This window comes from Thermoanaerobacter mathranii subsp. mathranii str. A3 (genome assembly GCF_000092965.1).
Classification (GTDB): Bacteria; Bacillota; Thermoanaerobacteria; order Thermoanaerobacterales; family Thermoanaerobacteraceae; genus Thermoanaerobacter; species Thermoanaerobacter thermocopriae.
The window spans coordinates 355,137-371,787 of record NC_014209.1 but is presented as its reverse complement, the minus strand read 5'-3'; the positions used below and the strand labels follow the sequence as shown (position 1 = coordinate 371,787).

Here is a 16,651-nt window from a genome sequence, read left to right as displayed (position 1 = left end):
GCACTAGTTGTCACGAAACCTCTACCCCTTGAAATTCCGGCAGATAAGCTATACTAGTTTTGAACCAATCCTTTGTAAGCGGTACTACCTTACAATTCCAGTTTTCAGAGTCCACATATCTTATTCGTCGCTACCAAAACAAACTATCTTTACTTGCTTTTAGATATAAATACTTCCTTAAACACACCTCCTTTATTTGACAAAATATCTACTTAATCAAATTTACCACTTCTTCAACGTCACTTGCCTCACATATTGTTTTTACCGTATTCTCATCCCCCAAAAGCTCCACCAATTCAGACAATGCTTTAAGGTGTGAAGAATGGTCAATTGCACAAAGAGAAACTACAATTTTTACTGGATCGTTTTCTTTATTGCCAAAGTTAACAGGATTTTTTAGTGTAATTAAGCTCATGCCTATTTTTTTTGCACCTGCTTCTGGTCTTGCGTGAGGCATTGCTATTCCTGGTGCAATGACAATATAAGGGCCTATTTCTTTTACAGTGTTTATCATTGCGTCAATATACCTCGGTTCAATTGCTCCGCTTTTCTCTAATAACTCACCTCCTATCCTCACTGCTTCTTCCCAATCTTTTGCTTCAACATTTAGTTTTATAGTCTCCTTCGTCAAAAGGTCTTTTAACACTGGTTGTACAACTCCTCTCGCATTTTCATATGATGCTTTATTTAAAAATTTTGATAAATCTTCCATCAATTTTTCACGATTGTTTATGACACAATGCTTTTCTATTATTTTTATCAAATCGTCAATAACTGTATGTTGCACCTTAGGTTTAATAATAAGACTTTTTAATAATTCTATGTCTTTTTCTGTAAGAAGGGGATTTACTTCAATAGCTTTAATACCTTCATAAGGAATCGGGACAGTAGATACTATTAAATCTATATCTTTTTCTTTCAATATTTCTTTTACCTGATGGCATGCAACAGTATCTACTATATTTACATCAAAAACTGATTGTAATCTCGAAGAAAGAAGTTTCGCCGTACCTATTCCTGTACCACATACGACGAGTATATTAAGCTTTGGTGCTTTAGCAATGTTTAGCTTTTCAATCGCAGCGCCAAAATGTATTGTAAAATAACCTATTTCTTCGTCATTTAATTCTTTGCCTGTATAATCTTCTAAAGGTTTTAGACTTTCTTTTACTATCTCAAACAATTTTTTATAATTTGCCTTAATTTCATCCAAAATAGGATTTTTTAATTTAAGGCCGTGTCTTAACCGGTATACTGTCGGTCTTAAATGGTCTAAAAGCCCTTCAAAAAGCTGCCTATCTCCTGACAAATCTTGATTTATTTTGCTGCTAACATTCCTAATAATTTTTTCTGTTAATAGCTGATACTCAACCCAATTTTCATTAGCGTAAGGTCGCGTTTTTGTAACATTGCTTCCTAGAAGATGGACTGTAATATATCCAATTTCATCATGTGGAATAGAAACCTTAAAATGGTCCTCCAACATTTTTGCAATATTTGATGCTACAGCAAACTCTTTTGTAATTTCTAAAGCTTTTAATTCTTCTTTTGGCATAATTATGTCTTTCCCAAGTTGTATCCTTTTAATTGCTATTGCTATGTGTATTACAAGGCCAGAAAATGCAGCATCAGAAAAAACAGTTTCCAGTTCTCTTTCTGCTATTTGTATACATTCTTCGATATAAGGTATGTCTATATCTTCAAACAGCTTGGTAATTTGTTTATCAATTCCTACACTAGAACGAGTATAAATCGGAGATTTTACAATATCCAGCGCCTTATTAACGTCAATTACCTCTGTTAGAAGTTCTATCGCGGCTCTTCGTAATCGTTTTTCATCCCCCACAACTTTGATTCCATATTTCGGTACAGACTTTAACTGAAGTCCATGACGTGTAAGCCACTCTCTTACATCCTTTAAATCTTTTATAATGGTACTTCTTGACACCATCAATTTATCTGCAATGCTATTGATAGTGATGTAGTCTTTTTGCTGTATAAGTTCACTTAATATGATATTTACTCTTTCTTTTTGAGATAAGTTGTAATAATAAATATTAAGATTATCAAGAAGAGATAAAACTTTATTTCTGTGTTCCAATAGTTCAGAAAATTTCACACCTACATTCGGTTTTCGCATCAATTGTGGCAAATTATTGTACTTTAAAAACTCATCGATTGTATCAAGGTCATATCTTATAGTTCTACTGCTTACATTGAATATTTTTGCAAGGTCAGAAATTTTAATAGGCGCATTAGAATTGATAAGTTTAACAAGAATTTGAGTACATCTTTCATTGAGTGTGATAATTATCACCTCTTTTATTTCAAATTATACTTTATTTCTACGATAATGAAAAGCTTAACATTTTGCAATTTAAATGTGGCAAAAGTAAACTAAATAAAAAAATAATAATAAAAATGCAGAAGGTATGCTATTCACCTTCCGCATTTTATTTTTTAAAACTTGGACATAAACTCTTTCATTCTTTTTACTGCTTCCTCTAGGTTTTCCATAGAGGTTGCATAAGCCATTCGAACATATCCTTCCCCATTTTCTCCAAAGGCGTTTCCTGGCACAACTGCAACTTTTGCCTCAAAAAGGAGTCTCTTAGCGAATTCTTCTGAGGTAAGACCTGTCTTTTTTATTGATGGGAATATATAAAAAGCACCTTTTGGTTCAAAACAATCAAGCCCCATTTCTCTCACACTTTGAAGTAAATACTTTCTTCTTCTGTCGTATTCTTCCCTCATCTTTAAAATATCTTCATCCCCATTTTTTATAGCCTCAATTCCAGCATACTGGCACATTGTAGCCGCCGCTGTTACACTATATTGGTGAACTTTTGTCATGTGTTTTACAAAATATTCCGGTGCAGCTATATATCCCAGACGCCATCCTGTCATCGCATATGACTTCGAGAAACCATTTATAGTAACTGTTCTTTCCCACATGTCTTTTAAAGAAGCAAAGCTTACGTGTTCAAAACCACTATATATTAGCTCAGAATAAATTTCATCAGTAACCACAATAAGGTCATGTTTTTTAACTACTTCAGCTATCTTTTCCATCGCTTCTTTTGGCATTACTGCGCCAGTTGGATTATTAGGATATGGTAAAATTAATACTTTTGATTTGTCCGTAATGTACTTTTCTAAAACATCTGCCCTTAATACAAAATCGTCCTCCTCATATGTGGGAACAAAAACGGATTTAGCACCTGCAAGAATCGTGCAAGGGTTATAGGCTACAAATGAGGGTTCTGGAATTAATACTTCATCTCCTTCTTCTGCCAAGGTATTTAAAGCGACATATATAGCTTCTGTAGCCCCAATTGTAACTAAAATTTCAGTTTCCGGATTGTAAGAAAGGTTATATCGTTTCTTAAGATAATTCGAAATTTCTTGCCTCAATTCAATAAGTCCCGGATTCACAGTGTATCCTGTTTTACCTTCATCGAGGGCTTTTTTTGCTGCCTCTCTTATGTGCTCGGGCGTCACAAAGTCTGGTTCTCCGATAGCAAGGGATATCGCTCCAGGCACCTCTTTCGCCATGTTAAAGAAATATCTTATGGTAGATATTTCTATAGATTTTGCTCTTTTTGCCACTCTGTCTTCAAAGTTCATCTCTAATCCTCCTAAAATAATAGTTTTATTAATTATAGTTCTACAGAAATCTTAAAAATCCTCTATTTATTCACTTGTAAGATTTTAAATAAAAATTCAAAATATGCGTATCTTTTAATTTTTTATGGTATAATGTTTATAAGACAGTGAGGATGAGAAATGAAAGGAAGAAATCAAATGTCACAAAAATATGACATTGCTATGAAAAATATCTTTTCTGACATGGCAGATGATATAATGAGTTATTTTTTGGGACTTACGTCCGTCAAAATAGATGAACTTAATATAGAGTTCGCAAAAATTGAAAAAAGAGAAAGTGATATGATATTCAAATGCACCACAGACACAGGAGATATTGCTGTACACATAGAATTTCAATCAAGCAATGACAATAAAATGCCATATAGAATGTTAAGATACGCAATTGAAGTAATAGAAAAGTATAATCTAATGCCTTATCAGGTGGTAATCTATCTGGGTAGACATGAGCTCAAGATGGTTGATAGCATTAATTTTAATTTTAGCAAAGAAAATTTGCTAAATTACAGATATAAAATAATTGATATCGGGAATATAAAATTTTCGGAGATAACACAAACTAATTATTATGATTTGTATTCGCTGCTTCCGTTGATAGATAAAAAAAGACGTGAAGAAGAAGGAGAAAAATATCTGGAAAAATGCGTGAAAGCAATAAAAAACATGCAAGTAGATATAGATAAAAAGAGGAACATAGCTTTTAAAGCAGAAATATTGGCTGGCATAGTATATAAGAAGGAAGTTATTGAGAGAGTATTTAGGGAGGTGGAAAAGATGTTTAGACTAGAGGAATCAGAAACATATAAAATGATAATTGAAAAAGGTATAGAAAAAGGTATAGAAAAGGGTATAGAAAAAGGTATAGAAAAAGGCAAAAAAGAAGGAAAAATAGCTGTAGCAAAAAAATTATTAGAGAAAGGGATGGATATTGACGAAATAGCGGAAATTACAGAGTTATCGAAAGAGGAAATAAAAAAATTGTTGAATTAAAAATGTTTTAGAAATCACTGAACTCTCAAAAGAAAAAATAGCAAAATTAATTAAATGTCAAAAAACACTCCACCGCAAAAAGGTGGAGTGTTTTTGATTATTATTCAACAATCACATCTGACAAAACTAATTTTACTGGATTTGCTAGTGAATCTCCTACTGGGCAAGTCTTTTCTATAAATTTAGCAAATTCCTCTACTTTTTCTTTTGGGGCATCTGTTTTTATGTGCATTTTAAATCTTATCTCTTGGAATCCTGGTCTTACACCAGCTTTTCCCATAAATCCGTCTGTATCAAGGTCTCCTTCTAATTCTACCCAAAAATCTTGTAAATTTATACCCTTTGCCTTTGCAAAAACTGATGCCACAATTGTCTGGCAAGAACCTAAAGCGCAAAGCAAAGCCTCTACAGGATTCATTCCTTTGTTTGTACCGCCTAGCTCTTTAGGCTCATCTAAGATTATTTTAAAGCCTCTTACCTCGCTTTCAACTGCTAACCCCTCTGGTAACTTTCTTGAAACCGCTTTGAAGGTTTCAATTGCCATTTCAAACTCCTCCTTTTATTTTTTAAATTTTATTTATTTCGGAAGCTCTATAAGAGCTCTGAAAGCATATAGATAAATGGCGTTAAAATTACACTTTGTGTATAGACTCCCCAAAAATGTCCTTAACAGCTTCCATAATCGTTTCGCTCCTGGTAGGATGGGCATAAACCACTTTCTTCAAAGCTTCCGCATTCACACCTTCTTGGCAGGCTGTTGAAAGTATGTGAATAAGTTCAGAAGCTCCACTACCTACCACCCAGGCGCCAACTACTTCTCCCTTTTCATTTGAAATCACTTTTGCAAAACCTTCTGTCTCTCCATATGTCTTAGCCCTTCCGTTGTGCTCAAAATTAAATCTTCCTACTTTTACCTCTTGAAATTTGTTTCTCGCCTCTTCTTCAGTATAGCCAAAATACCCAATCTCTGGCTCTGTAAATACTGCTGCAGGTATCTTCATATAATCTAATGTACTTGATTCACCAAAAATATTATCTACTGCTACTTCTCCTTGTGCTGATGCAACATGTGCCAACATCATTTTGCCTGTGACATCACCTATAGCATAAACCCCTTCTACATTTGTTCTCATGTGCTTATCAACTTTAATAGCTCTTCCTTCAAATTCTAATAGTTCCGTAATTGGGCCAATATCTGTATTTAACTTCCTCCCTATAGACACAAACACTTTATCTGCGTATATGCGCTTTATATTTTCACCATTTTTAACTGTTACTATACTTCCTCCGTTTTCTTCTTCATCTATTCTCTCAACTGTTGAAGAAGTATATATCCTGATTCCTCTTTTTTGAGCTATTGCCCTAATAAAAGAACTTACTTCTTTATCAAGGGTGGGAAGAATGTCAGGCATCATTTCAACAACAGAAACTTTTATTCCAAATTGATTCATTATAAAAGCAAATTCCATGCCTATTACCCCGCCACCTATAATGCATAAACTTTGTGGCAAAGAGGTCATTTCAAGAATAGTATCACTATTCATGACATTTTTGGAGTTAATGCCTTCGATAGGAAGTTCAGCAGGTGATGACCCAGTTGCAATGATAATATTTTTCGCTTTAATTTTGTTTTCTCCAAATAGTACATTCTTTTCTTTGTCAACTTTTGCTTCAGCGTAAAACAAGTCCACTCCATTGGCTTTAAGTAAAGCATTTATGCCTTCAACAAGCTCTCCTACAATACCATCTTTTCTCTTTACAACTTGAGTATAATCAAAAGAGTTTACTTTTACATCAAATCCAAATTCTCCAGCTCGTTTTAAAATGTCATACACTTCGGCAATTCTTGCATAAGCTTTTGTTGGTATACATCCTCTATTTAGACAGGTACCACCCAATTTATCCTTTTCAAATAAAGCTACTTTTGCACCTTTTTTAGCAGCTTTAATAGCAGCAACATATCCTCCAGGACCTGCCCCTATGACAGCTAAATCATATTCTTTGTATTCATATTTAATTTCCTTTTGGGTGACAGAAGGCTTTACTTCTTCAGACTGTGTAACTATTGCAATAACATCTCCCGGCTCCACTGTACTCCCAGGATGGCAAACAATTTTTGAAATAATGCCTTCATAGTCACTGTACACTTCAAAATTTACTTTATTTACTGCTATATCACATAGACAAGCCCCTTTTTCTACGTATTGTCCTTCTTCCACGTACCATTTTGTAATTCGTCCACTTTTCATCGTATCTGAGAAAGCAGGTACTTTTATTTCTATGTCCATCTATATATACCTCCAATTCTAAATCGTATCTTCTGCATGAGCCCCCGTTAGGGGAGGGGTAAGTTTGATAAAATAAAAACGTCATTTATTTAACAATTTCTTCTATATATATCTTATCACTTTTTAGTTAAAAATTCAACAATCCAAAGGTATTTTTTATCAAAACATCACTTCTATTAAATTGTCAACAGTTATGTTGGCCAAATAATCGTTTATATCAATATTTGAAAGTACTTTTTTTATTTCCTCTTCTGAATGCTTTACTCCTTTCAAAAGGTTTTCTACCTCTGAAACATCGTATTTTCCAAAAAAGTCCCCGCAAATTTTTACATCTTTTATTATTCCCTTTTCTACATTTAAATTTACCTCAACGGTACCACCAGCAAATTTTTTCTCATTTTTAAATTTGTAATCTGGCGATGTTCCAAAATTCCATTCCCACGTGCTATACTTTTCCCTAACCAATTTCTCTATTTTTTTTATGTCTTCTTGCGTAAATTCATACATTTCACTTCCACCGGTTTGTTCTCTAATGTGATTCATAATGAGGTCTATAAACTGTTCTATTGTAATAGGCTCTTTTAGATGCTCACTTATGTTTGTAACTCTTTTAGACACAGATTTCACACCTTTGTCTTCAAATTTTACAGGTCGCACTTTCAGTGCCGCTGACAAATCCGTAATGCTAGAAGAAAACAAAAGTGTTCCATGGTGTAATATTCTATTTTTGTAATAATACTGCGCATTTCCCGAAATTTTTTTACCGTCAATTGTTATGTCATTTCTCCCAGAAAACTCAGCATTGATAGAAAGTTTTCTAAGCACGTCTATGATTGGCTGTGTAAATCTTTTAAAATCGCTGAAACTACTGACATCCTCATTGACTATAAAAGTAAAATTCAAATTGCCGAGGTCGTGAAAAACCGCTCCCCCTCCTGATAATCTTCTGACAACTGGAATTTTATGTTGTCTTACATAATCCAAATTTATTTCTGCCAGCGTGTTCTGGTTTTTGCCTATTATAATACTGGGTTCATTCCTCCACAGCATGAAGCATTCTTCTTGGAATTCTTTTAAAATATATTCTTCGGCAGCTAAATTAAAATAGGGATTTGTGTTTTTATTGTAAATATATAACATACCCACCTCTCCTCGTTTTAGGTTAACGATTATTGACTATTTGATGGAATATAATATAATAAAAATATAGCAATATTTTAAAAAAATTGAATACTGTTCTAGATGATGATAGCGAGAGATATCTTTAAAAAAAGATAGCCGAAGGGGAAATATAAAGGCCCGCCAAGCCTTTATAGAAGCTCTCAGGCAAAAGTATCGCTATCGGATAGGCCTCTGGAAAGCTCGCAAGAGCACCGAAGGAGCAATACTTTAAGTAGAAGCTCTCAGGTTAAAAACAGAGGAGTTATGATGGCACCTAGTCTTTTTGTGCTCATCATAACTCCTCTTTTAAATTTTGTGAAAGGGTGTGGTATGTTTGGATAGTCTCAAAAAAACACCTCTTTTTGACCTTTACAAAAAATACAATGGAAAAATCATCGACTTTGCAGGATGGGCTCTCCCTGTTCAATTTGAAAGCATAATCTCTGAACATGAAGCTGTAAGAAACGCTGCAGGACTATTTGATGTTTCTCATATGGGAGAAATAATTGTAAAAGGAAGAGAAGCTTTTGCCTTTTTGCAAAATCTCATAACAAATGATTTGTCAAAGCTAAAAGAAAACCAAGTCCTTTATACTTTCATGTGCAATTACAATGGCGGCGTTGTAGATGATTTATTAATCTACAAATATTCTGATGAACACTTCTTACTTGTTGTAAATGCGGCTAATATAGAAAAAGATTATAAATGGATGAATGACAACAAAGGAGTATATGCGGTAGAAATAAATAACATTTCAGATGAAATTTCAGAGCTTGCAATACAAGGTCCAAAAGCAGAAGAAGTACTTGAAAAACTTACAGACACTGACCTTTCTCAAATTAAATTTTTCTACTTCAAAGACAATGTCAAAATAGCAGGTATAAACTCCTTAATTTCAAGAACTGGGTACACAGGTGAAGACGGATTTGAAATTTACATCCCCAATAAATACGCAGTAGAATTATGGGAAAAAATAATTGAAGTTGGAAAAGAATATGGACTTAAACCAGCAGGTTTGGGAGCAAGAGATACATTAAGGTTTGAAGCAGGTCTACCTCTTTATGGAAATGAACTTTCAGAAGAAATAACTCCTTTAGAAGCAGGTTTTGAGTTTTTCGTCAAATTTGACAAGGGCAATTTTATCGGAAAAGATGCTCTATTAAAGCAAAAAGAAGAAGGGCTTAAGCGTAAAATCGTGGGATTTGAAATGATAGACAATGGAATTCCAAGACATGGTTATGAAGTGCGGGCTCACAATCAGAAAATAGGCTATGTAACAACAGGGTATTTCTCTCCTACACTAAAGAAAAATATAGGTCTTGCATTGATTGATGTAAAATATGCAAAATTAGGAAATCAAATTGAAATTGTAGTAAGAAATAAGCCACTTAAGGCTTCAATAATAAGCAAAAACTTTTACAAAAAAAATTATAAAAAGTAAGGAGGAGGTATAATTATGGAAGTTTTAGAAGGCTTGTATTACTCAAAAGACCATGAGTGGGTTAAAGTAGAAGGTGATAAAGCATACATAGGAATAACTGACTATGCTCAGCATTCTTTAGGAAACATAGTGTACATCGAGCTTCCAGAAGTAGGTGCAGAACTTAATGCTGGGGATGTACTTGGAGTTGTAGAATCTGTAAAAGCTGCATCTGATGTTTACACACCTGTAGATGGAAAAGTACTTGAAGTAAACAATGCTATTGTTGATGACCCATCTTTAGTAAACAATGACCCCTATGGTAGTTGGATGATATTAGTAGAACTTAAAGATAGATCACAGCTTGAAAATCTAATGACAGCTGAAGAGTATAAAAAATTCTTGGATGAGGAGTGAGAATATGTTTCCCTACCTTCCCATCTCCTCTCATGACGAAAAAGAAATGCTTACGAGCATAGGAAAAAGCTCTGTAGAAGAACTATTCGAAAACATTCCTAAAGAAGTACGTTTAAATAGATCCCTAAATTTGGCTAAACCAATGTCAGAAATAGAGCTTAAAAGACATATTAAAAGATATGCTGAACAAAATAGAAATCTTGAAGAATTGATAAGTTTTTTAGGTGCAGGAGTATACGATCATTATATCCCTTCCATTGTAAAACACATAATCTCCCGTTCTGAATTTTACACAGCATATACTCCTTATCAGCCAGAAATAAGCCAGGGAACTTTACAGGCTATATTTGAGTATCAAACGATGATTTGCAACCTCACGGAAATGGAAGTCACAAATGCCTCAATGTATGATGGTGCAACTGCCTGTGCAGAAGCTGCAATTATGGCATGTGAAAACACAAAAAGAAAAACCATATTAGTTTCAAAAACTGTAAATCCTGAAACTCGAAAAGTTTTAAAAACTTACATGCACTTTAGAGATATACAAGTAATTGAAATAGAGGACACAGAAGGCGTAACTGACATAGAAAATTTAAAAAATAAAATTGGGAGTAATGCCGCGGCAGTAATTGTACAGTATCCTAATTTCTTTGGAATTATTGAAGATTTACAGCAAATTGAGAAAATAACCCATGAAAATAAGGCGATGTTGATAACCTATGTACATCCAATACCCCTCGGCATACTCAAATCGCCAGGAGAAATTGGTGCAGACATAGCTGTAGGAGACGGTCAGTCTCTTGGAAATGGGTTAAACTTTGGTGGTCCTTATCTCGGCTTTTTAGCTACAACACAAAAGCTTGTACGAAAAATGCCAGGAAGAATAGTAGGCCAAACAAAAGATGTAGACGGTAAAAGAGCCTTTGTCCTTACCCTTCAAGCAAGAGAACAACACATAAGAAGAGAAAAAGCTACATCAAATATTTGTTCCAACCATTCCTTAAATGCCTTGACTGCTGCAGTATATCTTGCAACCATGGGTAAAAAAGGCATAAAAGAAGTAGCTTATCAATGTACACAAAAAGCTCATTACGCTTTTTCAGTACTTACTGCATCAGGAAAGTATAAACCGGCTTTTACTAAACCATTTTTCATGGAATTTGCAATAAAGAGTGAGATAGATATAGACATAATTAATCAAAAGCTTTTAGAAAACGGGATACTAGGCGGATACAACCTCCACAGAGATTACGATAAATACAAAAATACAATGTTACTGGCTTTTACAGAAAAGAGAACAAAAGAAGAAATTGATAGATTAAAAGCTCTGCTGGAGGTGATATAAATGAAGGAGTACAATAAATTAATATTTGAATTGTCAAAAAAAGAAAGAAAAGCCTATACTTTTCCTAAATTAGATGTGGAGGAAAAGACATTAGAAGAAATACTCCCGGAACAGATGATAAGAAAAGAAGAAATAGAGCTTCCTGAAGTAAGTGAAGTAGATATAATAAGGCATTACACTTTGTTGTCAAATAAAAATTATGGCGTTGACACAGGCTTTTATCCTTTAGGGTCCTGCACAATGAAATATAACCCTAAAATAAACGAAGACATGGCCTCCCTCACAGGTTTTACAGCTTTACATCCCTATCAACCAGTAGAAACTGTACAAGGCGCTTTGAAACTCATGTATGAATTAGAAAATATGCTCTCTGAAATAACGGGAATGGATAAATTCACATTACAGCCTGCTGCAGGTGCACATGGCGAATTGACAGGCCTTATGATAATTAAAGCATACCACGAGCACAGAAATGACAAAAAGCGTAAAAAAATAATCGTTCCAGATTCTGCCCATGGTACAAACCCTGCCAGTGCAACAGTTGCGGGTTTTGACGTCATTGAAATTAAGTCTAACAAAGAAGGCGCAATAGACCTTGAGGCGTTAAAAACCGTTTTAAATGAGGAAGTAGCAGGACTTATGCTCACAAATCCAAGTACTTTAGGACTTTTTGAAGAAAATATAGTAGAAATCGCAAGACTAGTACACGAAGCAGGAGGGCTTTTGTATTACGACGGTGCAAATATGAATGCTATAATGGGAATCACACGCCCTGGTGACATGGGATTTGACGTGGTACATTTAAATCTTCATAAGACATTTTCTACACCTCACGGTGGTGGAGGACCAGGTTCTGGACCTGTAGGTGTCAAAAAAGAGCTTGCTGACTTTTTGCCAGTGCCCGTAATAGAGTTTAAGGACGGTATGTACACCCTAAACTATGACAGACCACTTTCAATTGGAAAAGTAAGAAGCTTTTATGGTAATTTCAATGTACTTGTAAAAGCTTATTCGTATATTCTGACTATGGGAGCTGAAGGACTTAAGAGAGCCAGCGAAATGGCCGTTTTAAATGCTAATTATCTTAAAGAAAAACTTAAAAATCACTATAAAGTGGCTGTTGACAAAGTATGCATGCATGAATTTGTTTTAGCAGGTCTTTTAGAAAAAGTCAATGATATCAGAACATTAGATGTCGCTAAGAGGCTCATAGATTACGGTTTTCATCCACCTACAATATATTTCCCACTAATTGTTGAAGAAGCCATAATGATTGAACCTACAGAAACTGAAAACAAAGAAACACTGGATGCTTTTATTGAAGCAATGATCAAAATAGCAGAGGAAGCAAAAGAAAATCCGCAATTATTAAAAGAAGCTCCTCATAACACGCCTGTAAGAAGAGTTGATGAGGTACTAGCAGCAAGAAATCCTGTTTTAAAGTGTAGCAAATAGAGGTGAACCATTGAAAAATGGGGATAAAAAAGACGGACCTACCCGTCTTTTTTATCCCCTCTTCTTTGTTGAAATATCCACCCACACTGCAAGTACTAATACAAGGCCCTTTACAATTGTCAATATAGAATAATCTATATTCATAAGACTCATGCCATTATCTATACTAGCCATAATAAGAGCACCTAAAATCGCTCCTGGTACTGTTCCTTCTCCTCCTAACGTGCTTGTTCCACCGATAATTGCCGAAGCTATAGCATCCAGCTCAAACAAATTTCCTGCACTAGTTGTAGCAGCATTTAACCTTGAAGTCAAAACTATACCTGCAATTGCCGATAAAACCCCCATAATCAAGAAAATCGTCATGTTCGTCTTAGCTATGTTTATTCCTGAGTAAGCTGCTGCTTCTTTATTTCCGCCTATCGCATAAACATAACGTCCAAAAGTCGTATTTTGAGCCACAAAAGTAAGCAAAATCACAATTACCAAAACAAGTAATACTGGCACAGGAATTCCTTCATAAGATATCATAACACTTGTAAACAAAGCGATGAAAATCAATACTCCTGCAATTTTTGCCAGTTCTATTCCCCAGCTGGACACACTTAAGCCGTATTTAATTCGAGAATTTCTATTCTTAAGGTCCATGATTACATACAAAACACCTGCCACCACAGCAAGAATAACGCTAAACAATGGAGGAATATATCCCTGTCCTACGACTGTGAAGTCCTGTTTTAAAGGAGATATAGTAACACCTTTTGTAATTAATAAAATTCCACCTCTAAAAACAAGCATTGAGCTTAAGGTCACTATAAAAGCAGGCACTTTTCTATAGGCTATCCAAAATCCTTGCCAAACTCCAATAGCAAGCCCAGCCATAAGAGTCACTATTATTGTCGGCACTGTATCCCAATGATATATCACCTGAAGAATTGCAGCTATAGCTCCTGTAAACCCTGCCACAGAACCAACAGATAAGTCTATATGCCCAGCAACTATAACTAAAACCATACCTGAAGCTAAAATTGCTGTTATAGACATTTGCCTGGCAAGCATGGACAAGTTTCTCGGAGATAGAAAATCGCCATGGGTCAATATTGAAAAAATAATCCATATCCCCAATAAAGCTAATATCATAGTATATGACCTTATATCTATCTTGAAATGATTTAAAATGCGCTTTTCAGTTGTTTTGCTCACTTTGCTTTCCATCATAATTACTTACCTCCAGTTGCACAGTACATGATTTTTTCTTGGTCTGCTTCTTCTATTGGAAATTCTCCATTGATTTTTCCTTCATGAATTACCAGTATTCTATCACTCATTCCCAATATTTCAGGCAGTTCTGAAGATATCATTATTACACACACGCCCATATCAACCAATTTATTCATTAGATTATATATTTCAAACTTAGCTCCCACATCTATTCCTCTAGTTGGTTCGTCCAGTATCAAAACTTTTGGGTCTGACATAAGCCACTTTGCAATAACCACTTTTTGCTGGTTTCCTCCACTTAAATTAGCAACCCTTTGTCTTATGGTTGGTGTTTTTATTTTTAACTCTTTTACATACTTTTCTGCATGTTTAATTTTTGCATTGTTATTTATAATACTAAATTTTGATAGTCTGTCATAGTTAGGAAGTGCTATATTTTCTTGTACATCCATCAAAGTCACAAGGCCAAACCTTTTCCTATCCTCTGAAAGATAGGCAATTCCATGTTTTATCGCATCGCTGGGAGTGTTTATTTCAATTTTTTTGCCATTTAAATATATTTCCCCTTCTTTTCTACCTTTAAATGCACCAAATATACTAGCAGCAAGTTCTGTCCTCCCTGCTCCCATAAGTCCTGCAATACCTAATATCTCGCCTCTCCTGGCTTTAAAGCTTACATTGTCAATAATTTTCTTGCCCGGTATTTCATGGTCATAAACTGTGTAATTTTTAACCTCGAAAACCACTTCCCCTGGCGTATGCTTAGCTCTTGGGAATCTCTGTGTAAGCTCACGCCCTACCATTAAAGAAATTACCTTGTTTTCTGTGAAATTTTCTTTTTTGTCCGTCATTATCGTTTTGCCATCTCTTAATACAGTGATTGAATCTGCAATTTCAAATACTTCATTAAGCTTGTGAGAAATGTATATACAAGTTACACCATTTTTCTTCAAATCTTTCAAAATATTGAGAAGATGTTCTGTTTCGCTTTCTGTCAATGCAGAAGTAGGCTCATCTAATATTAAAATCCTCGCTTTTTTTGAAAGAGCCTTCGCTATTTCTACCATTTGTTGATGCCCAATTCCTAAATTCATAACTTTTGTATAGGGGTTTACATTAATCTGCAACTCTTTCAAAAGTCTATAAGTCTCAGAGTAAACTTTCATCCAATCAATTATTCCGCCTTTTACAGGCTCTTCACCTAAAAATATGTTTTCGCCTACTGTCATATACTTTACCAGAGTGAGCTCCTGATAAATAATCGCTATACCACTTTTTTCACTATCTTTAATATTTCGAAATTGCTTCACTTCACCATCTATGATTATGTCTCCTTTATAAGTTCCATAAGGATAAACACCACTTAATATCTTCATCAAGGTAGACTTTCCCGCTCCATTTTCTCCTACTAACGCGTGAATTTCCCCTCTTTTAACTTTGAAATTTACATTATCCAATGCTTTAACTCCAGGAAATTCCTTTGTTATGTTTCTCATTTCAAGAATATACTCGCTCATATTATCCCCCGCCTAATGCTTAATTAAGGAACAGGCGTTAATACCTGTCCCTTAGAGTTTTACTTACCGTACACTTGTTCCCTTGTAAACCAACCACTGTCAATAAGCTCTTTATCAATGTTGTCCTTTGTTATAACAACTGGTGTCAACAACAATGATGGAACATCTATCTTTTGATTGTTTACAGTCTTATTAATTTCCGGTATATCTTTTACTTCTTTCCCTTGAGCTAACATTACAGCAATTTGAGCAGCCTTTCTAGCAAGAACTCTTACATCTTTGAACACTGTCATTGATTGTGTGCCTTCCACAATCCTCTTCACTGCTGCAAGTTCTGCATCTTGACCTGTAATTGGCACTTTACCAGCCAATTTTTGTTCTGCTAAGGCCTGTATTATACCACCTGCAGTGCCATCGTTAGGTGCAAGAATAGCATCCACTTTGTTTTTGTTAGCAGTAAGAGCGTTTTCAGCAAGTTTTAAAGCCTCATTTGGGTCCCAGTCTTTTATTGCCTGGTCAAAAGCTATTTTTATATCTCCTTTGTCAACAAGAGGTTGAATATATTTCATTGCTCCTTTTTTGAACAATGTAGCATTGTTGTCAGTTGGAGCACCAGCAAATATGAAATAAGTTCCCTTTGGTACCAACTTTGTGAGGAATTCTCCCTGTAACTCTCCTACTCTTTCATTATCAAAAGAGATATACACGTCTGGTTCAGAATTTAATATAAGTCTGTCATAAGAGATAACCTTAATCCCCGCTTGATGAGCTTTTTCAACCAAGGTAGCTGCAGAAGCAGCATTTTGTGGATCAAGAACTAATACGTCTATTCCTTGGGTGATAAGGTTTTCTACTTGGCTATTCTGAAGGTTTTCATCGTTATTTGCACCTTGTACTAAAACTTCTGCTCCAAGTTTTTCTGCTTCTTCAACAAATGCATCTCTATCTCTTTGATACCTTTCTTCTCTCATTGTTGGAAGAGAAAAACCGATTTTTATTTTTTTAGTTTCTGTGCTACTTGAACCATTACTTGAAGTAGTGTTTGTCGTCTCATTTGTCTTTGAACTAGTACATCCTGCTAATACAACAGACAATGTCAATATCATAACCAAGAAAAATGCCAACAATTTTTTAGACTTTACCATACAATACCCTCCTTAAAAATTTTGTT

At 34.8% G+C, this 16,651-nt stretch carries 13 protein-coding genes and 2 riboswitches; of the genes, 5 read left to right on the top strand and 8 right to left on the bottom strand.

Features of this window, described 5'->3' with window-relative positions; genetic code table 11:
* Positions 1–208 precede the first annotated feature (208 nt).
* Together TMATH_RS01720 and TMATH_RS01715 are read right to left on the bottom strand one after the other, a co-directional pair.
* Positions 209–2,326, bottom strand: a complete 2,118-nt coding sequence (locus TMATH_RS01720; protein WP_041591623.1) for a BglG family transcription antiterminator — start codon at positions 2,324–2,326, stop codon at positions 209–211.
* 134 nt (positions 2,327–2,460) lie between these two features.
* The gene (locus tag TMATH_RS01715) at positions 2,461–3,627 is read right to left on the bottom strand and encodes a pyridoxal phosphate-dependent aminotransferase (RefSeq protein ID WP_012994415.1); all 1,167 of its coding nucleotides are present in this window, start codon (positions 3,625–3,627) and stop codon (positions 2,461–2,463) included.
* 177 nt (positions 3,628–3,804) lie between these two features.
* Here TMATH_RS01715 and TMATH_RS01710 point away from each other — a divergent pair, with 177 nt between their 5' ends.
* Positions 3,805–4,656, top strand: coding sequence for an Rpn family recombination-promoting nuclease/putative transposase (locus tag TMATH_RS01710; protein WP_198002299.1), 852 nt, complete (start codon positions 3,805–3,807; stop codon positions 4,654–4,656).
* A 100-nt stretch (positions 4,657–4,756) separates the two neighbouring features.
* Here the strand turns inward: TMATH_RS01710 and TMATH_RS01705 are convergent, their stop codons facing one another.
* From TMATH_RS01705 to TMATH_RS01695, 3 genes are all read right to left on the bottom strand, one after another.
* A complete protein-coding gene (locus tag TMATH_RS01705; RefSeq protein ID WP_012994413.1) occupies positions 4,757–5,200 on the bottom strand; it encodes an OsmC family protein in 444 nt (147 codons plus the stop codon).
* Between the two features lie 88 nt (positions 5,201–5,288).
* Complete coding sequence (gene lpdA, locus TMATH_RS01700; protein ID WP_013149737.1) at positions 5,289–6,944, bottom strand: dihydrolipoyl dehydrogenase; 1,656 nt, start codon at positions 6,942–6,944, stop codon at positions 5,289–5,291.
* A 159-nt stretch (positions 6,945–7,103) separates the two neighbouring features.
* Positions 7,104–8,084, bottom strand: a complete 981-nt coding sequence (locus tag TMATH_RS01695; RefSeq protein ID WP_012994411.1) for a lipoate--protein ligase — start codon at positions 8,082–8,084, stop codon at positions 7,104–7,106.
* 102 nt (positions 8,085–8,186) lie between these two features.
* A riboswitch (glycine riboswitch) is annotated at positions 8,187–8,292 on the top strand.
* Positions 8,293–8,294: 2 nt separating this feature from the next.
* Positions 8,295–8,365: riboswitch (glycine riboswitch) on the top strand.
* Between the two features lie 74 nt (positions 8,366–8,439).
* Here TMATH_RS01695 and gcvT point away from each other — a divergent pair.
* The 4 genes from gcvT to gcvPB are packed head-to-tail and all read left to right on the top strand — an operon-like array spanning position 8,440 to position 12,742.
* Positions 8,440–9,546 (top strand): glycine cleavage system aminomethyltransferase GcvT, encoded by a 1,107-nt coding sequence (gene gcvT / locus TMATH_RS01690; RefSeq protein ID WP_013149736.1) that lies wholly within the window; start codon positions 8,440–8,442, stop codon positions 9,544–9,546.
* 15 nt (positions 9,547–9,561) lie between these two features.
* Entirely contained in the window at positions 9,562–9,942 is a 381-nt protein-coding gene (gcvH, locus tag TMATH_RS01685) for a glycine cleavage system protein GcvH (protein WP_012994409.1), read from the top strand.
* Positions 9,943–9,946: 4 nt separating this feature from the next.
* Positions 9,947–11,287 (top strand): aminomethyl-transferring glycine dehydrogenase subunit GcvPA, encoded by a 1,341-nt coding sequence (gene gcvPA, locus TMATH_RS01680; protein ID WP_013149735.1) that lies wholly within the window; start codon positions 9,947–9,949, stop codon positions 11,285–11,287.
* Complete coding sequence (gene gcvPB / locus TMATH_RS01675) at positions 11,288–12,742, top strand: aminomethyl-transferring glycine dehydrogenase subunit GcvPB (RefSeq protein WP_013149734.1); 1,455 nt, start codon at positions 11,288–11,290, stop codon at positions 12,740–12,742.
* Positions 12,743–12,793: 51 nt separating this feature from the next.
* Here the strand turns inward: gcvPB and TMATH_RS01670 are convergent, their stop codons facing one another.
* The 3 genes from TMATH_RS01670 to TMATH_RS01660 are packed head-to-tail and all read right to left on the bottom strand — an operon-like array spanning position 12,794 to position 16,625.
* On the bottom strand, positions 12,794–13,960 hold the full coding sequence (locus TMATH_RS01670) for a sugar ABC transporter permease (RefSeq protein WP_012994406.1): 1,167 nt from the start codon (positions 13,958–13,960) through the stop codon (positions 12,794–12,796).
* A gap of 2 nt (positions 13,961–13,962) precedes the next feature.
* Positions 13,963–15,480, bottom strand: coding sequence for a xylose ABC transporter ATP-binding protein (locus TMATH_RS01665; protein ID WP_012994405.1), 1,518 nt, complete (start codon positions 15,478–15,480; stop codon positions 13,963–13,965).
* A gap of 59 nt (positions 15,481–15,539) precedes the next feature.
* On the bottom strand, positions 15,540–16,625 hold the full coding sequence (locus TMATH_RS01660) for a sugar ABC transporter substrate-binding protein (protein WP_013149733.1): 1,086 nt from the start codon (positions 16,623–16,625) through the stop codon (positions 15,540–15,542).
* Between the last annotated feature and the right edge of the window lie 26 nt (positions 16,626–16,651).

Excerpts from the sequence above, each read along its gene's own strand:
- TMATH_RS01705 (WP_012994413.1), bottom strand. The coding sequence starts at position 5,200 with ATGGCAATTGAAACCTTCAAAGCGGTTTCAAGAAAGTTACCAGAGGGG.
- gcvH (WP_012994409.1), top strand. The coding sequence starts at position 9,562 with ATGGAAGTTTTAGAAGGCTTGTATTACTCAAAAGACCATGAGTGGGTT.
- TMATH_RS01695 (WP_012994411.1), bottom strand. The coding sequence starts at position 8,084 with ATGTTATATATTTACAATAAAAACACAAATCCCTATTTTAATTTAGCT.
- TMATH_RS01665 (WP_012994405.1), bottom strand. The coding sequence starts at position 15,480 with ATGAGCGAGTATATTCTTGAAATGAGAAACATAACAAAGGAATTTCCT.
- TMATH_RS01660 (WP_013149733.1), bottom strand. The coding sequence starts at position 16,625 with ATGGTAAAGTCTAAAAAATTGTTGGCATTTTTCTTGGTTATGATATTG.
- lpdA (WP_013149737.1), bottom strand. The coding sequence starts at position 6,944 with ATGGACATAGAAATAAAAGTACCTGCTTTCTCAGATACGATGAAAAGT.
- gcvPB (WP_013149734.1), top strand. The coding sequence starts at position 11,288 with ATGAAGGAGTACAATAAATTAATATTTGAATTGTCAAAAAAAGAAAGA.
- TMATH_RS01715 (WP_012994415.1), bottom strand. The coding sequence starts at position 3,627 with ATGAACTTTGAAGACAGAGTGGCAAAAAGAGCAAAATCTATAGAAATA.
- TMATH_RS01670 (WP_012994406.1), bottom strand. The coding sequence starts at position 13,960 with ATGATGGAAAGCAAAGTGAGCAAAACAACTGAAAAGCGCATTTTAAAT.
- TMATH_RS01710 (WP_198002299.1), top strand. The coding sequence starts at position 3,805 with ATGTCACAAAAATATGACATTGCTATGAAAAATATCTTTTCTGACATG.
- gcvPA (WP_013149735.1), top strand. The coding sequence starts at position 9,947 with ATGTTTCCCTACCTTCCCATCTCCTCTCATGACGAAAAAGAAATGCTT.